Raw genomic sequence first — 17,841 nt, 5'->3', positions numbered from 1 at the left:
CCATCCGACTCCTACTCAGCCCGAGCGGCCGGGTTTCGCGAGGCGGGCCGCGCGTCACCCGGCGAAGAGCGACGCGGCGCCGGCCGCGAACACTCCAGCAACGACGAGACCGGCGACGACCCGGACCGACGGCGACAGGGCCCAGCCGCCCACCGTGCGGCGCTCGCTGCAGAACCAGACCAGCGGCACCAGCACCAGCGGCAGCGCCACCGTCAGCAGCACCTGGCTCCACACCAGCACCGACAGCTGCGGCAGCCCACTCCCGGCGATCGCCGCACCGGGGACCAGGCAGGCGATCCGGCGGACCGCGGGTGGGGCCGGGAAACCCGGCAGCAGGCGGCTGATCACGTCGGCGCCCACCATTCCCCCCGCGGTCGACGACGCCAGACCGGCGCCGATCAGAGTGATCGCGAACAGGACGGTGGTGACGGCGCCGACCGACCCCAGCGCGCCGGCGAGATCGGCACCGCGACCCGAGCCGCTCGCGGTGATCGACATGATCGCGCAGTTCACCGCGAACGCGACCCCGAGCGCAGCGGCGGTGGTGGTCAGCGACCGACGGCTGAGCCCGGCCAGCCGGGCCTCGCTCGCGCGGCCGCCCTCCTTGCGGTCGGCGGCGTGCCGCAGATCCCGGGCGAGTGCACTGTGCAGGAGGACGTTGTGCGGCATGACGACGGCGCCGATCAGTCCCGCGGCGACGACGATCCCGCCCGGCGGTAGTGGCTGCGGGCGCAGGCCCCCGAGCACGTCGCCGACGCCGTGCCGGACCAGCACGGTCAAGTACACCGCGCCGACCAGGCCCAGGCACGTGTAGACGGTCCGCCGGGCGACGCCCGGCGGCGCGACGAGGATCGCGACGATCAACCCGGTCGCGGCGGCCACCGAGCCGCCGGTCGACCAACCGGTGAGCAGCTGGACGCCGATCACCACACCCAGCACCTCGACGATCTCGGTGACCACCAGAATCCCGAGAACGGGCGGGATCAGCAGAGCGCGCGCCGGACGGGGCAGACGGGTCCGGAGCAGCGACGCCAGGTCCTGACCCGACGCCAGACCGAGGCGGACCGAGAGGTACTGCAGGAACAGCGCGAGGCCGGTCGCGAGCGCGAGCACCCAGACCAGCCCGTACCCGAACCGGGCGCCGGCCGCGACGTCGGTTCCCCAGTTCCCCGGATCGACGTAGCCGGCGGCGACGAGTAGCGCGGGACCGAGCGTCCCGGCCGCGGTCGACGGCAACAGCGCCCGTCGGGGAGCCCGCACCGACGCGGGCAGTACCGGCGTGGCCGGTACGGCCACCGGCACCGCGGTCACGCCCGGACCTCGTTTTCACGCGCGCCGCGGCTCCCGGCGCCGCGACGGATCTCGTCGGCCGCGAGACGGACCCGGACGACGAACAGGGCGGCCAGCAGGAGCCCGGACAGCGCGAGCAGCGGGTCGCGCGCCCAGGCCGCGACCGGGACGACCAGCGCGAGCAGCGCGACGAGGCCGGGCCGGTGGCGGGCCACCGCGGCGAACGGCCGCGACATCGGCGGCTCGAGAGCGTGCCGATCGAGGGCGTGGTGAACCATGGGGTCTCTCCTCGGACAACGATGGGCTCGGGCACCGCCGGATCCGCGGCGCCCGGCGCCGGGCGGCGCCGGGCACCCGCTGGATCAGTCGGTTCCGGTGACCTTCTTGACGACGTTCGCGATGCCCTGCGCGGTGCCGCCGGCGGCGGTGCCCGGCTTGCCGCGGCCCTGCGAGCCGTCATAGGTCGCGTAGAGCTTCGGGTCCGGCGGCGGCAGCAAACCGATGTCGTCGCTGGGCACGGCCGGGTTCTGGACGAGAATCTCCTGGTCGTCGACGAGCGTCCGGCCCTGCGCCCAGCGGCCCTCGGTGGCGGTGCTGGTTTCGTCGAACACCCAGTAGGTGTGGTCTTGGATCTTGTCCTCGTTCTCGAAGTTCGAGTCCTCGACGATGTCGGCGAGGCCGTCCTCCTGCAGCTGCTCGATGCCCAGCAGCCACTGCTGCTGGTGCCACGTGTCCCGGGCCAGGTTGAACTTCAGCATCGCCCGGACGCCCGGGTCGTCGCTCATGTTGTAGAGCCGGCTGGTCTGCAGCCGCCCCTGGGCCTCGGCGTGGGCGTTGGAGCGGAAGTCCGCGAGCAGGTTCCCGCTGGCCACGATGTAACCGGTGTTCCACGGCACGCCCTGGCTGTTGAACGGCGTCGCTCCACCGCCGGCGAGGATCGCGTGCTGCGGGTTCATGCCGCCCAGAACCGCACCGAGGACCGGATTGACCGCAGCGGCCTTCTCGGTCGTCTCGTTCGGTGCGCCCTCGAGCAGCCGGGCGATCATCGTGCTGATCATCTCGACGTGACCGATCTCTTCGGTCCCGATGTCGAGCAGCATGTCCTTGTACTTGCCGGGGATCCGGCAGTTCCAGCCCTGGAACAGGTACTGCATGGTGACGGTCAGCTCCCCGAACTGACCACCGATGAGTTCTTGCAGCTTCATCGCGTACACCGCGTCGGGCTTCTCCGGCTTGGCGGCGAACTGCAGGTTCTTCACGTGGCGGTACACGGCGTACTCCTCGCCTCGGGGACGTCGGCCGGTGTTCCGACCGCTACGGAAGACCTTCACCGACGCTCGTCCCCATCTCGTCCGGACGCACGTCTCGGCACCGTCTCCGCGGCGTCACCGCATGCTGCGACGAACCTGCCCGACGACGGAGGAACCCGGGCCGGCGGCCCGGGTTCCTCCGTGACTTCAGTGACTCTCGAGCCGGCCGCGCTGTTGCAGAACGAACAACAGACCCAACGCCGGGACGACGATCGCCAGCGCGATCGCGGCGACGATCGTCAGCGCCCACAATGTCGCCGGGGGCGCGGCCGCCTCCCCGATGCTCAGGTGGGTTCCGAGCACGTACGGGTACTGCGCCACCCCCCAGCCGGCCACGATCATCCCGGCCGCGGTCACGGCCAGACCTTGGAGAAGGCGCGGCGCGGCCCGTCCGAGCAACAGCAGCGCGCCGAGACCACACGCACCGGAGAGCACCACGAGCGGCAGCCCGCGGCTGAGCAGACCGTCGAAGAGCCGGGGGGCGTCCGCGCGCAGGACGAGAATGCCCGCCAGTGCCACCAGGCCGGTCACCAGTGCGGACAGCTGCGCCCGGCGGCCGAACCACCGTCCGAGATCGGCGATCTTGCGGCGCTCCAGCTCCGCGGCGGGCACCGGTCGGCGCCGCGCCTCGGCGGTCAGGAAGACCGCTGCGACGAACGCGCAGACGAGCACCGCGAGCAGGCCGCCGAGCAGTGACGTCGGATTGACCCAACTGGTGATCGGATCGCCGTGCCCACGGGCGGGCACGCGGCCGGACGCGATCCCGCCGGCCACCGTGCCCAGGAAAAACGGCGTGATGACCGATGACGTCGCGAACGCGGCTCCGGTGACGCGCTGCTGCTCGGTGTGCTCCACGACTTTGCGGAACGCGAAGCCCGATCCGCGGACGACGACGCCCAGCGCGGCCAGCCCCAGCGGCAGGTACAGCGTCGTCGTGATCGCGGCGAACGCACCCGGGAAGCCGGTCCACAGCATCACCAGGCAGAAGATGAGCCAGACGTGGTTGGCCTCCCAGACCGGGGCCAGCGTGGTGTCGATCAGGTGGCGGGGGTCCCGGCCGCGCCGGGCACCCCCGGCGGTCAGATCCCAGAACCCGGCGCCGTAGTCGGCTCCCCCGAGCACGGCGTAGGCGACGACACCGAGGAACAGCACGACGGCCGCGAACGTGCTCATGCCCGGTCACCGGCCGGGCCGTAGGGCACGTCGGCAACCGCCGCGTCGTCGACCGCGTCGTCGTTGGCCGCAGCCGCGTCGTCCGCCGCACGCCATCGGCGTTTCAGTAGCCCGAGCACGGAGAACGTGGTGATCCCGACCGCCGTGTAGAGCACGAGGGTCGCCCCGAACAGCAGCCAGATGTTGCCCTCGGTCGTCACTGCGTCCCGGGTCAGCAGATGGCCGACAACGGTCCACGGCTGCCGGCCCACCTCGGTGACCACCCAGCCGGCCTCGAGCGCGACGGTTGCCGCGACGCCGCTGACCGCGGTGGCACGCAGGAACCAGCGGCTGCGCGGCAGGTCCTTGCGGCGCCACCACACGGCGCCGAACCACGCCGACAGCGCCAGCAACGCCATGCCGATGCCCACCATCACGTCGAAACTCGAATGGACGATCGTGACGGCCCGGTCAGTGGGCCGGAACTGTTCCGGTACGTCCTCGAGGCCGTGGATCTCGGTCGACGGTACGTAGCCCGAGAGGATCGACGCACCGCAGGGGACGCTGACGCCATAGTGGACTCCGTCGTCGTAGTACCCGCCGAGCACCTCGGGAACGCACCGACCCGTCTCGTGCAGTGCCTCGATCGTCGCGAACTTCGCCGGTTCGTTCCGGAACACCTCGCGGGCCGCGACGTCGCCGACGAAGATCTGCACCGGCGTGACGAGCGCGGCGACGGTCAGCGGGATCAGCAGGCCGAGCCGGTGGTAGCGGTCCCGCCGTCCGCGGAGCATGCCCACCGCGTACACACCGGCGACCGTGAACCCGGCGACCATGTAGGCCGCGAGCAGCATGTGCAGCGCCTCGTACCAGAACGCATCGTTGAGAAGCACCTTCACGGGACGCACGTCGACGATCTGCCCGTTGCGCATCGTGAAACCGGCCGGCTGGTTCATCCAGGCGTTCGCCGCCACGACCGACGACGTGCCTCCGACACCGGACAGCACGACCGGGACGCCGGACCAGAAGTGCGGCCACGGCTTCATCCGCCGCCACCCGTAGATGTAGATCGCGACGAAGATCGCCTCGATGAAGAAGAACAGTCCCTCGATCGCGAACGGAATGCCGAACGCCGCGCCGTAGATGCCCATCAGCCCGGGCCAGAGCAACCCCAATTCGAACGAGAGGACGGTGCCCGAGACCGCGCCGACCGCGAACAGCACGGCCGCCACCTGCGACCAGCGCCGGGCCAGCAGGAGGGCGGTCTCGTCGCCGCGTCTGAGGCCCCGGTAGTTCGCGATCAGCATCAGGAACGTGAACGCGACTCCGAACGGCACCAGGATGATGTGGAAGCCCAGCGTGAAGGCCATCTGTTCGCGCGCGGGCCACAATTGCTCCGGGTCCGCTGCGAGAACCCAGTCAACCGCCATCGAATCTCCCGTTTCCGTCGATCCGCGGAGGGGCGCTGACGAAGCGCGTCTACCCACATTCAGGTCCTGCACACGCCCGTCGGCCCGGCGCTCCTCGGCTCAGCGCTCGTCGACGACGTCGTCGACGCGGACGTGAGCCCCCCGCTGGCAAGCCCCACGCCCCACGGCCGCCGGGTGCACTGACCGGACCGGAGCGGCGGCACGCCGGTCGGGTGTCAGCTGCTCACGCGATTTCTGCCTTCGCGCTTGGCCGCGTACAGCCGCTGGTCGGCGTCGTCGATCAGCTGCCGGACGAAGCCGTCGGCCGACGGGACGACGGCGGCGACGCCGATGCTGACCGTCACGATTCCCGTCGGGGCGGCGGCGTGCCTCTCGCCCAGGTCCGCGATCGCGGCTCGGGCGCGTTCGGCGACCCGGTACGCGGAGGACGCGTCGGTGTCGGGGAACACGACCGCGAACTCCTCGCCCCCGTACCGGGCGACCGTGTCGCTGGTGCGCACGGTCGTGGTGAGGACGTCGGCGACCCTCCGCAGACAGGAATCGCCTGCCGTGTGTCCGTAGTGGTCGTTGTAGAGCTTGAAGTGGTCGATGTCGATCATGGCGACGGCGAGAGAACTCTTCGGCCGCTGGGCGCGCTGCCATTCGCTCTCGAGCACGTTGGCCAGCAGCCTCCGGTTGGCGAGGCCGGTCAGCGGGTCGGTGAGCGTGAGCCGTTCCAGTTTCCGGTTGGCTTCGGCCAGTTCGGCGGTGCGCGCGGCGACCGTGCTTTCGAGCGAGGCGTAGAGCTGCGCGTTCGCCAGCGAGACCGCGAGCTGTCCGGCGATGAGTTGGACGCCACCGAGGCGTTCGGTGGTGAATGCGGCCCGGCTGAGGGAGTTGCACAGCACGAGCACCGCGTGTCCGGCGCCCTGGTGTCGGATCGGCACGGCCAGCAGCGAGCACTGTTCCAGGCCGGCGAGGTAGGGATCGTGCGTGAATCGCGGGTCGTCACAGGCGTTTTCGACGACGAGCGGCTCGCCGCTGCGCTCGGCGTAGCGGAAAGCCGAGAGCGGGAACAGTCCTTGCTCACCCGCCTGCTCGAGGCTCGTCGCGGGGTCGGTTCCGAGCAGCCACCACGTCTGGGCCGGTTCGTTCCACACGGCGATGTGCGTCGCCGTCGCACCGGTCATCGCGGCGAGCACGTCCGCCATTCGTTCCCGAAGCCGGTCGAGGTTGGTCTCCGAACTGAGAGCCTGTGAGGCCGCCAGGATGCCGAGCAGGTCGATCGCGTCCGACGTGATGCTCACCGAGCCCTGCGTCGGGATCCGCAGCGCCAGTGGGGCCGGGCCAGTGCCCAGCCAGGCGAACTCTTCGACCAGTCTCGCTGTCTTCGCCGTGGCGCCCCAGTCTTCGTACTTGTGATGCGCCTCGGTGAGCAGGAGCTGCCCGCTGTGCCGCAAGCCCAGAGCCAGGTGATACCGACCCGCGCGTTCGGTGATCAAGGCCTGGTGCCAGGGACGGCGGCGGCCCGCGGCCGCGGAGACGGCTCGGTCGTACGCGCGCAGGGCGGGGCCGTACTCGTCGGCGGCTCGGTGCTGCTCGGCGTCGAGCAGATGAAGCAGGTGGGCGAAGTTGGCGGGGGCGTCAGCCACCCTCGCGGTCAGCCAGGTCCGGCAGGCCGCCAACTCCTCCGGGTGACCGCCGTGGCGGATGATCGTGAGCGCGCGCAGAAAGTAGCAGGTCGGAACGATGGGCGTCGCGTGGACGCCAGGCAGGAGCGGCATCAACGCGGTGGTGTGCTCGACCATCGCGGGAACGTCATCGAAGAGGGTGGCGACCAGAGCCCGCAGCCGGTAGAGGTTCGCGGTGGCCACCGGGTCGGCAAGCACGGTTCCGAACCGATCGGGCCGAGCGTCAGGCGTGCCGGTCATCGCCAGCGCGGCCTGGCGATAGGCGATGAACCCGTGCGCGGCGTGATCGTTCCCGGTCCGGGCGCAGAATGCCGACGCGATGTCGGTCTCGGCCAGCACCTCCGCGAGCGTGGCGGCGTGCTCCAGCAGCAGCGGAATCGTGACGTAGAACGAGTAGCAGGCATTACGCAGATCGCCCCAGCGGATCGCGCCGTCGTGAGCCTGCCGGGCGATGGCCAGGACGTCCTCGGCCGGCTCGAACCAGTACCCGGTCCCGAGCGCGTAGAGAAAGCGGGCTTGGGACGTGTCCGGCTCGTAGCCGCGGGCCTCGCCGAGGGCGATGACCCGTTCCAGGACGTCACGCCCGATGCGGTAGTCGTCGCGGAGCGCGCTGGCGACGAACCCCAGGTGGCTGACCGGACCGACCAGCGCCGCCGCCGGGCCGTGTTCGGCCCAGAGCCGGACGCATTCGACCACCAGCCATCCCATCGTCCGGTGATCGCAGAAGTAGGCAGCCGGCAGGGTGCGGTTACTGACCTCGGCGATCGCGCGCAGCCGCGAGTCGTCCAGTTCGGGCCGGGCGAGGTCGTCGCTGATGCTTCCGCGCCGGACCCACTCGTAGGCGATGTCCATCCCGGCCGCGACGCACGCGTCGAGTTCCTCCTCGGCCGGTGGGTGCAGACCGAGTTCGCAGAGCACGACCCGGCCCAGGGCGACGGCTTCCTGAGGTCTGCTGCGCGCGGTCAGGCTACCGATCTGTATCCCGGCGGCGGCGGCCCGGTCACCGGGGGTGCCGGGTTGCGCGACCACCCAGGCGTAGAGGTCGTCGGTTTCGGCGAGGCGCCCCAGGCAGAAGAGCGCGGTGAGCTGCTCGATGGCCAACGCGATGTCCCGGCCGCCGAGCCGCTGAGCTGCGGCCAGCAGTCGCTCGACGGTCTCGAAGTCGCTGACCAGCCTCGCCTGCGCAGCGACACGGCGGCACAGCACGGCGACGGCGGCCCGCTCGGCCGGGTCGGTCACTGCGTCGAGAACCGGCAGGTACTGAGCGACGGCCAACGCCTCCCGTCCCCGGACGGCCGCCAGCCGCCGGGCGAGCTGCAAACGGAGCGCGCTCGCGGTGTCGTCCGTCAGCCGGCCGGCGGCGGCTTGTTGCACCCGGTCGTGGACGAACGCGATCGCCTCTTCGACCCCGATCGTCACCAGCAGACCGTCCTCCATGGCCGGCAGCATCTGCTCGGTCAGCGTCGCCGCCGCCTCACCGGTGGCGTGCTCCAGCAGGTCGATCCCGATCTCCCCGCCCAGAACGCTCATCAGCCCGAGGATCCGTCGCGCCGGGCCGGGAAGAGCATCGATACGCGCGGTCAGCGATTCGATGACGTCCGCACCGCGCAGGCGTCGGTGCAGCGCCACCGGATCCCAGCGCCAGCCCTCTTCGGCGAGCGTTATCGCACCGTCACGGCAGAGCTGGTTGAGGAGCTCGACCGAGTCGAACGGGTTGCCCCCGGTACTGGCGCAGATCTCCGCGGCCAGATCGGCCACCGCCGCCACGGGCATCCGTAGCACCTCGGCCAGCAACACCCCGAGGTCCTCGGCGGGCAGGTTCACCAGTTCCAGCAACGGTGGCGACAGCTCCAGCCGACGCCAACGGCTCATGATCGCGGTCAGTGGATGTGCGGCGTCGACCTCGTCGGCGCGGTAGGCCGCGACGACCAGCACGTTCGGAATGCGGACCGACGCCATCGCATCGAGAAGTTCCAGCGGCGTCGGACCGGCCCACTGGACGTCGTCGAGCACCATGACGATCGGACGCGCCGGCGTGGCCACCGACGTCAGGATCCCCAGCGCGTCCTGCACCAGCTTGGCCGACTCGGCTTGGGGATCCCCCACCGGCGTCGGCACCGGGGCGACGCCGAGCAGCGTCCGCAGTTCCGGGAGGATCTCCGCCGTCGCACCCGCCCGCCGGGCGAGCCGCGCCCGCAGCCGATCCCGCACCGCGCTGAGCTCACCGTCGGGCTCGGCCAGCAGGAGCCGGCAGAGACCGCGCAGGCACTGCCGTACCGCGTCACCGTCCAGGTCGCTCCGATGGGCATCGAACTTGCCGCCGACCAGCCATCCGCCGGCACCGGTGACCAACGGTCGCAATTCGTTCACCAGCCGGGACTTCCCGACGCCCGGGACGCCGCTGATCAGCAGCAACCCGCTGCGGGAGCCCACGTCGCCGGCCGGGTGGCCGTCGGGCCCCGGCGGTACCGCTCGCCGAGCGCCGGCGAAGGCCGCGGCCAGGGCCGCGACCTCCCGGTCCCGTCCGACCAGCCGGGACGGCGGAAGCAGACGCCGGGGGAAATCTCGTTCGCCCAGCCGGAAATCGGCGTCCTGCCAACGACCGGTACGAACCAGGTCTTCGAGCCGCGCGAGGTCGAAGACCACTCCCCGTGCGCTCTGGTAGCGCCGGTCCGGATCCTTCTCCAGCAGCCGGAGGACGAGTCGGGAGAGCGCAGGCGGTACGGCCGGATTCCGCGTGTGAGGTGGCTCGGGCAACCGGGTGAGGTGGTCGTGCACCAGCCGCAGGGCGTCACCGGTGCCGAACGGTGGCTCTCCGGTGATCAGCTCGTAGAAGGTCGCGCCCAGGCTGTAGAGGTCCGCGCGCTGATCGACCGTCCGTCCGGTCCGTCCGGTCTGCTCCGGGGGCAGGTACGCCAAGGTGCCCGTCATCTGCAGCTGGTGCAGAAATCCGGGCCGCTCCTCGGCGGTCGTCGTCGCCAGGTCGAAGTCGATCAGCAGCGGACCGGCGTCCGATCGGACGATGTTCGACGGGTTGATGTCTCGATGCGTGACACCCCGGTCGTGCATCTCCGCGACCGCCGTCGCGATCTGGGTGGCCATCCGGAGCAGCTCGGGCAGTTCCCACCGGCCGAACTCGGCCGGCGAGACCGCGTCGGCATCACCGAGCAGCAGGGAGTGACCGCTGCCCTTCCCGATCAGGCCGACGACACCGGGCACCCCGGCCAGGTGCTCCAGGACGCTCCGCTCGCGCTGGGCACGCCTGGCCGCATCCGGGCCGACGAACTCTTTCCGGATGGCGATTCCGCCGCTCACCCGAACACGACTCACCCGCGTCCGCACACTGCGATATACAGGCTCGTCGTCGGCACCATCGCGCATGCTTGAGGTCCGTTCCGGTCTCGGCCTGCCGTCTCATCGGCCGGCCGAGACCGATCCTGAACGATTTCCGCCGTCGACGGCGATCGTGCCTCACGAGCGGGATCGGGCTCGGACGCTGCGCAGTGCGGCCGCCGCCGCGCGTACGGCGTCGGCCTGCGTTTCCGGGCGGAACCGGCCGACCGGGCCGGTGATGCTGATCGCGGCCAGCGCCGCACCGCCCTGTTCGTCGAGGATCGGGGCGGCCACGCACAGCAGACCGAGGCGGGACTCCTCCCGCTCGAACGCGACGCCCTTCTCCACCACCGCGTCGAGCTGACGCTTCAGCAGGCCGGGAGCGATGACCGTGTGCGGTGTGTGGCGCTCCAACGCACCACCGAGAACCTCGCGCCGGAGCTCCGGCGGTGCGTGGGCCAGCAGGGCCTTGCCGATCGCGGTGCAGTGCAGCGGCATCCGCCCGCCGGTCCGGGACGGGCTCTGCGCCTGACGGTGGCCGGCGAGCTTGGCGACGTAGACCACCTCGTGGCCCTCCCGGACGCCCAGGTGCACCGTCTCGTGCGTGCGCTCGTAGAGATCCTGCAGGAACGGCATCGCCAGCTCGAGCAGCTGCCGCTCGACCGAGGCGAGCATCCCGAGCTCGAACAGTCCGCCCGAGAGCCGGTAGCCCTGCTCGTCCCGGTCGAGCAGACGGTGGTGCACGAGGTCACGGGCGACGCGATGCGCGGAGGCCTTCGGCAGGCCGGTGCGCCGGGCCAGCTCGGCCAGGCTGAGCACCGGCTCGTCGAGCGTGAAGCACCGGAGCAGGGCCATCGCCTTGCCCAGGACGCTGTCGAGTTCACCTGCCATCGGTCGGAGCGTACCGCTGAGTGGTACGGCGAGCTCGGTTTCCCAGGTCCGCGCGGTGCACGATCACGCCATGAGTCCTTCGATCGCCGCGGCCGCGGATCGTCTGCGTGCCGCCGCCGACGACACGACGCCCTGCGCGCCGGTACGCGACCTCCTCGGGCCGGACGACGTCGACGCCGCGTATGCCGTCCAGCAGCTGGTCGCGAACGCGCGTGCGGCCGCGCTGATCGGCCGCAAGATCGGCCTCACCTCCCCCGCCGTGCAGCGGCAGCTCGGCGTCGGCCAGCCGGATTTCGGACTGCTCTTCGACGACATGAGCGTGAGCAGCGGCGGCACCGTGCCACCCGGACGGCTCCTTCAGCCTCGCGCGGAGGCCGAGGTCGCATTCGTGCTGCGTGCGGACCTGGCCGACGGCGACCTCGAGCTGGCGCAGATCGAAGCGGCGATCGACCACGCCGTCGCCGCGATCGAGATCTGCGACAGTCGTATCGCCGGCTGGGACATCAGCTTCGCCGACACCGTCGCCGACAACGCGTCCGCCGGGCTGTTCGTGCTCGGTGACGACCGTCGCTCGCTGGACGACGTCGTGCCCAGGGACGTGACGATGTCGATGTCGATCAACGGCGTCGAACAGTCCACCGGCTCCGGCACCGCCTGTCTGGGCGACCCGCTGCTGGCCGTCCAGTGGCTCGCCCGGGAAGCGCGACGTTTCGGGCAGCCGCTGCGGGGCGGCCAGGTGATCCTCTCCGGCGCGCTCGGCCCGATGCGCCCGGTGGCACCCGGCGACGTCGTCGAGGCGAGCGTCTCCGGCCTCGGCAGCGTGTCCGTGACGTTCGGGAAGGACTGACGATGACCAAGGTGGCCATCATCGGGTCGGGCAACATCGGTACCGACCTGATGATCAAAGTGATCCGCACGGCCGAGCACCTCGAGATGGGCGTGATGGCCGGTATCGCCCCGGCCTCCGACGGGCTGGCGCGGGCGGCCCGGATGGGCTTCGCCACGACGCACGAGGGCGTCGAGGGGCTCGTCGCCCACCCCGGTTTCGACGAGATCGGCATCGTCTTCGACGCCACCTCCGCGAAGGCCCACCTCCACAACGCCGCCGTGCTGGAACCGCACGGCAAGCGGCTGATCGACCTCACGCCCGCGGCGATCGGCCCGTACGTCGTCCCCGCGGTGAACTTCGACGAGCACCTCGACGCGCCCGACGTCAACATGGTCACCTGCGGGGGGCAGGCCACGATTCCGATCGTCGCCGCGATCTCGCGGGTCGTCCCGGTCGCCTACGCCGAGATCGTCGCCTCGATCGCCAGCCGCTCGGCCGGCCCCGGAACCCGCGCGAACATCGACGAGTTCACCGAGACCACGTCGGCGGCGATCGAACAGGTCGGCGGGGCCCGGCGGGGCAAGGCGATCATCGTCCTCAACCCGGCCGAGCCGCCGCTGATCATGCGCGACACCGTGTTCGCGCTCGTCACCGCGCCGGACCCGGCCGTCCGCGAACAGATCGACGCCTCGGTGCGCACGATGGTCGACGACGTGGCCGCCTACGTGCCCGGCTACCGGCTCAAGCAGCGGGTCCAGATCACCGAGATCCCGGCCGACCAGCCGGTGCACACGCTGACCCCGGACGCGCCCACCCACCAGGTATCGGTCTTCCTCGAGGTCGAGGGCGCGGCCCACTACCTGCCCGCCTACGCCGGGAACCTCGACATCATGACGTCCGCCGCCGTGCGCATGGCCGAAGGAATCGCCGCCCGATGAAGATCTTCGTACAGGACGTCACCCTCCGGGACGGTATGCACGCCGTCCGGCACCGCATCTCCCCCGACGACGTCAAGCGCATCGTGCTGGCGCTGGACGAGGCCGGCGTCGACGCGATCGAGGTCGCCCACGGCGACGGCCTGGCCGGCGGCTCGGTCAACTACGGCCCCGGTTCGCACACCGACTGGGAGTGGATCGAAGCCGCGGCGTCGGTCCTGAAGCGGGCTCGCCTGACGACGCTGCTGCTGCCCGGCGTCGGCACGATCCACGAACTCCGGACCGCGTACGACCTGGGTGTGCGGTCGGTGCGGGTGGCCACGCACTGCACCGAGGCCGACATCTCGGCCCAGCACATCGCCGCCGCCCGCGAGCTCGGCATGGACGTCGCCGGGTTCCTCATGCTCTCGCACATGGCACCGCCGGAGAAGCTCGCCGAGCAGGCGAAACTCATGGAGAGCTACGGCGCGCACTGCGTCTACGTCACCGACTCCGGCGGGCGGCTGACGATGAACGACGTCGCCGCCCGGGTCCGCGCCTACCGGAACGTCCTCGATCCGGCGACCGAGATCGGGATCCACGCCCACGAGAACCTGTCGCTCTCGGTGGCCAACTCGGTCGTGGCCGTCGAGAACGGCGTCTACCGGGTCGACGCGTCACTCGCCGGGCACGGCGCCGGTGCGGGCAACTGCCCGATCGAAGCGTTCGTCGCGGTGGCCGACCTCTCCGGCTTCGAGCACGGGTGTGACTTGTTCAAGCTCCAGGACGCCGCCGACGACCTCGTCCGGCCGCTGCAGGACCGCCCGGTCCGCGTCGACCGCGAGACGCTGACGCTCGGCTACGCCGGCGTGTACTCGTCGTTCCTGCGGCACGCCGAAGCCGCCGCCCGCCGCTACGACCTCGACGTCCGCGACATCCTGATGGAGTGCGGCAAGCGGAACCTCGTCGGTGGCCAGGAGGACATGATCGTCGACGTGGCGCTGACGCTCGCGGGCTGATCGCTACCCGGGACGTTCGGCGATCAGGCGGGCCTCCTCGACCAGCGCGGAGCGCACGGCGACCGCCGCCCCGGTCAGAGCGCCGATCCGCGCCAGGCCCATCGAGCGGCCCGTCCAGTTCGGATCGTCGACGTCGACGCACACGATGCCGGCGGGCACGGCCGCCGCGACCAGGCGCGGAACGGTCGTGACGCCGAGGCCGGCGGCGACGAAACCGAACCGGGCGGACCAGTCACCGAGCTCGGCGACCACCCGGGGGCCGGTCAGCGTCGGCCAGGCACCGAACTGGGGCTCTCCGCGCGCACCCCGCCCGGCGACCCAGCCCTCGTCCACGAGTTCGGCGACCGGCTTCGGCCGGCTCTGGGCCGAGGCCGCCCTGCAACGCGGCGACCGCGTGGTCGCCACCGCCCGGAAAACCGAGGCGCTCGAGGATCTCGTGGAGCGCTTCGGAGCCTGCGCCGCCAGGGCAGCGGGCACATCCTGCAGGTGACGAGCGAGGGCGGCATCCGGGCCTATCCCGGCATCGGCGCCTACCACGCCTCCAAGTGGGCCCTCGAAGGTCTCTCGGAGTCGCTGGCGCAGGAGGTCGCGGGCTTCGGCATCCACGTCACCTGCGTCGAGCCGGGCGCGTACGCGACGGACTGGCTCGATCGCGGATCCCGCCACAGCGTCGAGTCGCCCGACTACGCCCGGACCCGCAGCGAGACGGCCGCGGAGTTCACCGTCGGCACGGCCGCCGCCACGAAGCCGGCCATCCTCGCTCTCGTCGACGCCGAGCACCCGCCGCGCCGGCTCCTCCTCGGCCGGGACTTCCCCGTCATCGAAGCGATCTATCAGGAGCGTCTGCGGACCTGGCGCGACTGGCAGCCGGTATCACTCGAGGCGTTCGGCGCGCAGGTCGGCTGAGCGTTCCGTCGGGGTCCGCCCGGAGGCTAGCGTTCGATCAGGGCCATCTGGGCTTCGGTGTGGTGGCCGCCCTCGGGCAGGGGGAGGTTGTCGAGGGTCTCGATCTGCTCCGCGGTCAGCTCGACGCCGTCCGCGCCGACGTTTTCCTCGACCCGGCTGACGCGCTTGGTGCCGGGGATCGGGACGACGTCGTCGCCTTTGGCGAGCACCCAGGCGAGCGCGACCTGCGCCGACGTGGCTCCGGCCTGGTCGGCGACCGCTCGCACCTCGTCGGCGATCCGCCGGTTCCGCGCGAAGTTCTCGCCGGTGAAGCGCGGGTGGAACTTGCGGAAGTCGCTGTCGTCGAGCGCCTCGATGTCGGCCGGGGTGCGGAGCGCGCCGGTGAGGAAGCCTCGGCCGAGCGGCGAGTAGGCCACCAGCCCGATGCCCAGTTCCCGCAGGACCGGGAGCATCTCGTCCTGGTCCCGGGTCCACAGCGAGTACTCCGACTGCAGCGCGGTGACCGGGTGGACGGCGTGCGCTCGGCGCACCGTGTCGATCCACGCTTCGGAGAGGCCGAGATAGCGGACCTTGCCCTGCTCGACGAGCTCGGACAGTGCGCCCATCGTGTCTTCGATCGGCGTCTGCGGGTCGACCCGGTGCTGGTAATACAGGTCGATGCGGTCGGTGCCCAGCCGCCGCAGCGAGCCTTCCACCGCGGCGCGGATGTTGTCCGGGCTGCTGTCGGGGTTCCCCGGGCCGGCACCGCGGTGCGAGACCATCCCGAACTTCGTCGCGAGCACGACCTCGTCCCGCCGGCCCTTCAGGGCCTGACCGACGAGTTCCTCGTTGACGTACGGGCCGTAGATCTCGGCGGTGTCGATCAGCGTGACGCCGAGATCCAGCGCGCGGTGGATGGTGCGGATCGATTCGGCGTCGTCGGTGCCGGCGCCGGTGAACCCGTGGGACATGCCCATCGCGCCCAGGCCGATCCGGGAAACCGCTAGTTCGCCGAGGTTCGCGTGACGCATCGATCAGTCCTCCGGGATGGCGCGGCCCCAGGCCGCCAGTGTGATGTCGGCCGGTTCCGGGCCGCCGCGCTTGCCGGTCTCCAGACCGTCGATCGCGGTCAGTTCGGCGTCGGTGAGCTCGAAGTCGAAGACGGCGAAGTTCTCGGTGATCCGCTCCGGCCGGACCGACTTCGGGATCACCTGGCGGCCCTGCTGCAGGTGCCAGCGCAGCATGACCTGGGCCGGAGACTTCTGATGCCCGGCCGCGATCTGTCCGATCACCGGGTCGTCGAGCGTGCTGGTGTGGCCGCTGTCGCGGTAGAACGTGATGCCGCCGATCGGCGCCCAGGCCTGGGTCAGGATGCCGTGCCCGGCTCCGAAGTCCTGCACTGCGCGCTGGGCGAAGTACGGGTGTACCTCGATCTGGTTGACCGCCGGCACGACGTCCACGGTGTCGAGCAGTGCCGTGAGGTGGTCGACCATGAAGTTGCTGACGCCGATGGCGCGCACCCGGGCGTCCGCCGAGAGCTTTTCCAGGGCGCGGTAGGCGCCGAGGGTCTTCTCGAAGTCCGAGGGGAGGGCCTGGTGCAGGATCAGCAGGTCGATCTGGTCGACACCGAGCTTGCGGGCGGCCTTCTCGAAGCCGTGCAGCGTCTCGTCGTAGCCGTAGTCGCTGATCCAGATCTTCGTCTCCAGGAAGACGTCGTCGCGGGCGACGCCGGAGTCGCGCAGCGCCTCGCCGACCTGGCCTTCGTTGCCGTACGCGGCGGCGGTGTCGATGTGCCGGTAGCCGACGTCCAGGGCGGCCGAGACGGCCGCGCGGGTCTCGTCCGGAGGGGTCTGGAAGACGCCGAGCCCCAGCGCGGGGATCTCGACGCCGTTGTTGAGCGTGAACGTCGGAACGGTGTCAGGCACGGTTGAGCCCTTCGTCGAGGTTCTGCGTGGTCGATGTCATGGTCGCGCCGATCAGCGGCCGGGCCAGTGCCACGGCGGCTCGTCGAGTCGCCCCTGCCCGTCGACCCGGGTCTCGCCGAGCTCCTTGATCAGCTCGATCCTCGACAGGTCACCCTCCAGCGCGTTCACCAGTGCACGCGAGTGGCTGATCACCAGCACCTGGGTGCGGGCCGAGCCGGTGACGATCAGCTCGGCCAGTGGCCGGAGCAGGTCCGGGTGCAGGCTGGCCTCCGGCTCGTTCAGCACCAGCAGGGCCGGCGGCCGTGGCGTCAGCAGTGCCGCCACCCACATCAGGTACTTCACCGTCCCGTCCGAAAGCTCGGCGGCGCCGAACGGCCGCAGCAGGCCGGGCTGTCGGAAACGGAGCAGAATGCGTCCGGCCTCGACTTCGACCGCCAGCGAGCTGCCGGGGAAGGCAGCGTCGACGGCGGCGTCCAGGGCCTCCGCATCGCCGATTTCCCGGATCGTCTGCAGTGCGGCGGCGAGGTCGGCGCCGTCCGGGCCGAGCACCGGAGTGCGCGTCCCGACCTGCGACTGGCGGACCGGCGCGTCGGCGTCGGTCCGCAGGTGGTCGTAGAAACGCCAGGACCGGATCCGCTCGCGGACCTCGAGGATCTCCGGCGCCCGCTGGGGATCGGAGTACTCGCTGAGCATGCTGTCGTAGCCGGCCAACACACCCGGAACCGCCAGCCAGCTCCGCCCGTCGCGCAGGCGGAGCGCGCCGTTCGCCCGGTCGGCCAGCAGCCCGGCTGGACGGAGGAACGGCCCCGACCAGATCACCTCGCGTTTGATCTCCGGGTCCCGTCCGAACACCGATCGGGACGGCTGCGGCAGGCCGAAGTCGACCGCGTAACCGAAGTCGTCATCGGCGAAGCCCAGCCGCAGGCAGACCGGGTTGCGCCGGACCGTGCCCTGCGGCCGCTGCTCGCGGGCCCCCATCTCCGGCCCGGCCCAGAGGGTCGACGAGAGGCCGCCCTCCCGGGCCAGCGCCGCCACCGCGCCGTTGCGGGCCGAGTCGGCCAGCAACCGGAGCGCGCGGTAGAGGCTGGACTTGCCGGTGCCGTTGGCCCCGGTGACCACGGTCAGCCGGCCCAGAGCCACCACCAGGTGCCTTAACGAACGGTAGTTCTCGACCGCCAAGGTGGTGATCACCG

Annotated in this window: 14 protein-coding genes and 1 pseudogene; 4 read left to right on the top strand and 11 right to left on the bottom strand. The window is 71.2% G+C overall.

The genetic code is table 11. The features are described from left to right. Window positions 1-54: 54 nt before the first annotated feature. The 7 genes from ACIBZJ_RS34320 to ACIBZJ_RS34290 form a co-directional block, all read right to left on the bottom strand. On the bottom strand, window positions 55-1,311 hold the full coding sequence (locus ACIBZJ_RS34320; RefSeq protein ID WP_395937181.1) for an Nramp family divalent metal transporter: 1,257 nt from the start codon (window positions 1,309-1,311) through the stop codon (window positions 55-57). Then, the gene (locus ACIBZJ_RS34315) at window positions 1,308-1,568 is read right to left on the bottom strand and encodes a hypothetical protein (protein WP_395937179.1); all 261 of its coding nucleotides are present in this window, start codon (window positions 1,566-1,568) and stop codon (window positions 1,308-1,310) included. Before ACIBZJ_RS34315 ends, ACIBZJ_RS34320 begins: the two co-directional genes overlap by 4 nt. Before the next feature lie 84 nt (window positions 1,569-1,652). Beyond that, window positions 1,653-2,561 carry a manganese catalase family protein gene (locus ACIBZJ_RS34310; RefSeq protein ID WP_395937177.1) on the bottom strand — a complete coding sequence of 303 codons (909 nt, stop codon included), beginning with the start codon at window positions 2,559-2,561 and terminating at the stop codon, window positions 1,653-1,655. Window positions 2,562-2,747: 186 nt separating this feature from the next. Continuing rightward, entirely contained in the window at window positions 2,748-3,773 is a 1,026-nt protein-coding gene (locus ACIBZJ_RS34305) for a cytochrome d ubiquinol oxidase subunit II (protein ID WP_395937175.1), read from the bottom strand. Continuing rightward, the gene (locus ACIBZJ_RS34300; RefSeq protein WP_395937173.1) at window positions 3,770-5,182 is read right to left on the bottom strand and encodes a cytochrome ubiquinol oxidase subunit I; all 1,413 of its coding nucleotides are present in this window, start codon (window positions 5,180-5,182) and stop codon (window positions 3,770-3,772) included. The genes ACIBZJ_RS34305 and ACIBZJ_RS34300 overlap by 4 nt, the downstream gene beginning before the upstream one ends. A gap of 215 nt (window positions 5,183-5,397) precedes the next feature. Beyond that, the gene (locus ACIBZJ_RS34295; protein WP_395937171.1) at window positions 5,398-10,167 is read right to left on the bottom strand and encodes a diguanylate cyclase; all 4,770 of its coding nucleotides are present in this window, start codon (window positions 10,165-10,167) and stop codon (window positions 5,398-5,400) included. A gap of 156 nt (window positions 10,168-10,323) precedes the next feature. Further along, window positions 10,324-11,076: an IclR family transcriptional regulator gene (locus tag ACIBZJ_RS34290; protein WP_395937169.1), complete on the bottom strand. Its 753-nt coding sequence runs from the start codon at window positions 11,074-11,076 to the stop codon at window positions 10,324-10,326. Between the two features lie 70 nt (window positions 11,077-11,146). Here ACIBZJ_RS34290 and ACIBZJ_RS34285 point away from each other — a divergent pair, with 70 nt between their 5' ends. From ACIBZJ_RS34285 to dmpG, 3 genes are read left to right on the top strand one after another with little or no spacing between them, the layout of a single operon-like run. Further along, on the top strand, window positions 11,147-11,923 hold the full coding sequence (locus ACIBZJ_RS34285; protein ID WP_395937167.1) for a 2-keto-4-pentenoate hydratase: 777 nt from the start codon (window positions 11,147-11,149) through the stop codon (window positions 11,921-11,923). Next, window positions 11,920-12,843: an acetaldehyde dehydrogenase (acetylating) gene (locus ACIBZJ_RS34280; protein WP_395937513.1), complete on the top strand. Its 924-nt coding sequence runs from the start codon at window positions 11,920-11,922 to the stop codon at window positions 12,841-12,843. The genes ACIBZJ_RS34285 and ACIBZJ_RS34280 overlap by 4 nt, the downstream gene beginning before the upstream one ends. Further along, the gene (dmpG, locus tag ACIBZJ_RS34275; protein WP_395937165.1) at window positions 12,840-13,838 is read left to right on the top strand and encodes a 4-hydroxy-2-oxovalerate aldolase; all 999 of its coding nucleotides are present in this window, start codon (window positions 12,840-12,842) and stop codon (window positions 13,836-13,838) included. Before ACIBZJ_RS34280 ends, dmpG begins: the two co-directional genes overlap by 4 nt. A 3-nt stretch (window positions 13,839-13,841) precedes the next feature. Here the strand turns inward: dmpG and ACIBZJ_RS34270 are convergent, their stop codons facing one another. Further along, window positions 13,842-14,171: a hypothetical protein gene (locus ACIBZJ_RS34270; RefSeq protein WP_395937163.1), complete on the bottom strand. Its 330-nt coding sequence runs from the start codon at window positions 14,169-14,171 to the stop codon at window positions 13,842-13,844. Here ACIBZJ_RS34270 and ACIBZJ_RS34265 point away from each other — a divergent pair. Beyond that, window positions 14,170-14,744 (top strand): annotated as a pseudogene (locus tag ACIBZJ_RS34265) (SDR family NAD(P)-dependent oxidoreductase); the annotation flags it as partial. The gene ACIBZJ_RS34270 and the pseudogene ACIBZJ_RS34265 sit on opposite strands and share 2 nt — an antisense overlap. Window positions 14,745-14,770: 26 nt before the next feature. Here the strand turns inward: ACIBZJ_RS34265 and ACIBZJ_RS34260 are convergent. From ACIBZJ_RS34260 to ACIBZJ_RS34250, 3 genes are read right to left on the bottom strand one after another with little or no spacing between them, the layout of a single operon-like run. Then, window positions 14,771-15,754 carry an aldo/keto reductase gene (locus ACIBZJ_RS34260; RefSeq protein WP_395937161.1) on the bottom strand — a complete coding sequence of 328 codons (984 nt, stop codon included), beginning with the start codon at window positions 15,752-15,754 and terminating at the stop codon, window positions 14,771-14,773. A gap of 3 nt (window positions 15,755-15,757) precedes the next feature. Further along, window positions 15,758-16,648, bottom strand: a complete 891-nt coding sequence (locus tag ACIBZJ_RS34255) for an aldo/keto reductase (protein ID WP_395937159.1) — start codon at window positions 16,646-16,648, stop codon at window positions 15,758-15,760. A gap of 51 nt (window positions 16,649-16,699) precedes the next feature. After that, a complete protein-coding gene (locus tag ACIBZJ_RS34250; RefSeq protein ID WP_395937157.1) occupies window positions 16,700-17,839 on the bottom strand; it encodes an AAA family ATPase in 1,140 nt (379 codons plus the stop codon). Window positions 17,840-17,841 lie beyond the last annotated feature (2 nt).

It is taken from the genome of Cryptosporangium sp. NPDC051539 (assembly GCF_044454545.1).
Lineage (GTDB): Bacteria > Actinomycetota > Actinomycetes > Mycobacteriales > Cryptosporangiaceae > Cryptosporangium.
This window is presented reverse-complemented; position numbering and strand designations above follow the sequence as displayed.

Bases quoted from the DNA above. Each gene is read 5' to 3' on its own strand.
- ACIBZJ_RS34315 (WP_395937179.1), bottom strand. From the start codon at position 1,568: ATGGTTCACCACGCCCTCGATCGGCACGCTCTCGAGCCGCCGATGTCG.
- ACIBZJ_RS34305 (WP_395937175.1), bottom strand. From the start codon at position 3,773: ATGAGCACGTTCGCGGCCGTCGTGCTGTTCCTCGGTGTCGTCGCCTAC.
- ACIBZJ_RS34300 (WP_395937173.1), bottom strand. From the start codon at position 5,182: ATGGCGGTTGACTGGGTTCTCGCAGCGGACCCGGAGCAATTGTGGCCC.
- ACIBZJ_RS34290 (WP_395937169.1), bottom strand. From the start codon at position 11,076: ATGGCAGGTGAACTCGACAGCGTCCTGGGCAAGGCGATGGCCCTGCTC.
- ACIBZJ_RS34285 (WP_395937167.1), top strand. From the start codon at position 11,147: ATGAGTCCTTCGATCGCCGCGGCCGCGGATCGTCTGCGTGCCGCCGCC.
- dmpG (WP_395937165.1), top strand. From the start codon at position 12,840: ATGAAGATCTTCGTACAGGACGTCACCCTCCGGGACGGTATGCACGCC.
- ACIBZJ_RS34260 (WP_395937161.1), bottom strand. From the start codon at position 15,754: ATGCGTCACGCGAACCTCGGCGAACTAGCGGTTTCCCGGATCGGCCTG.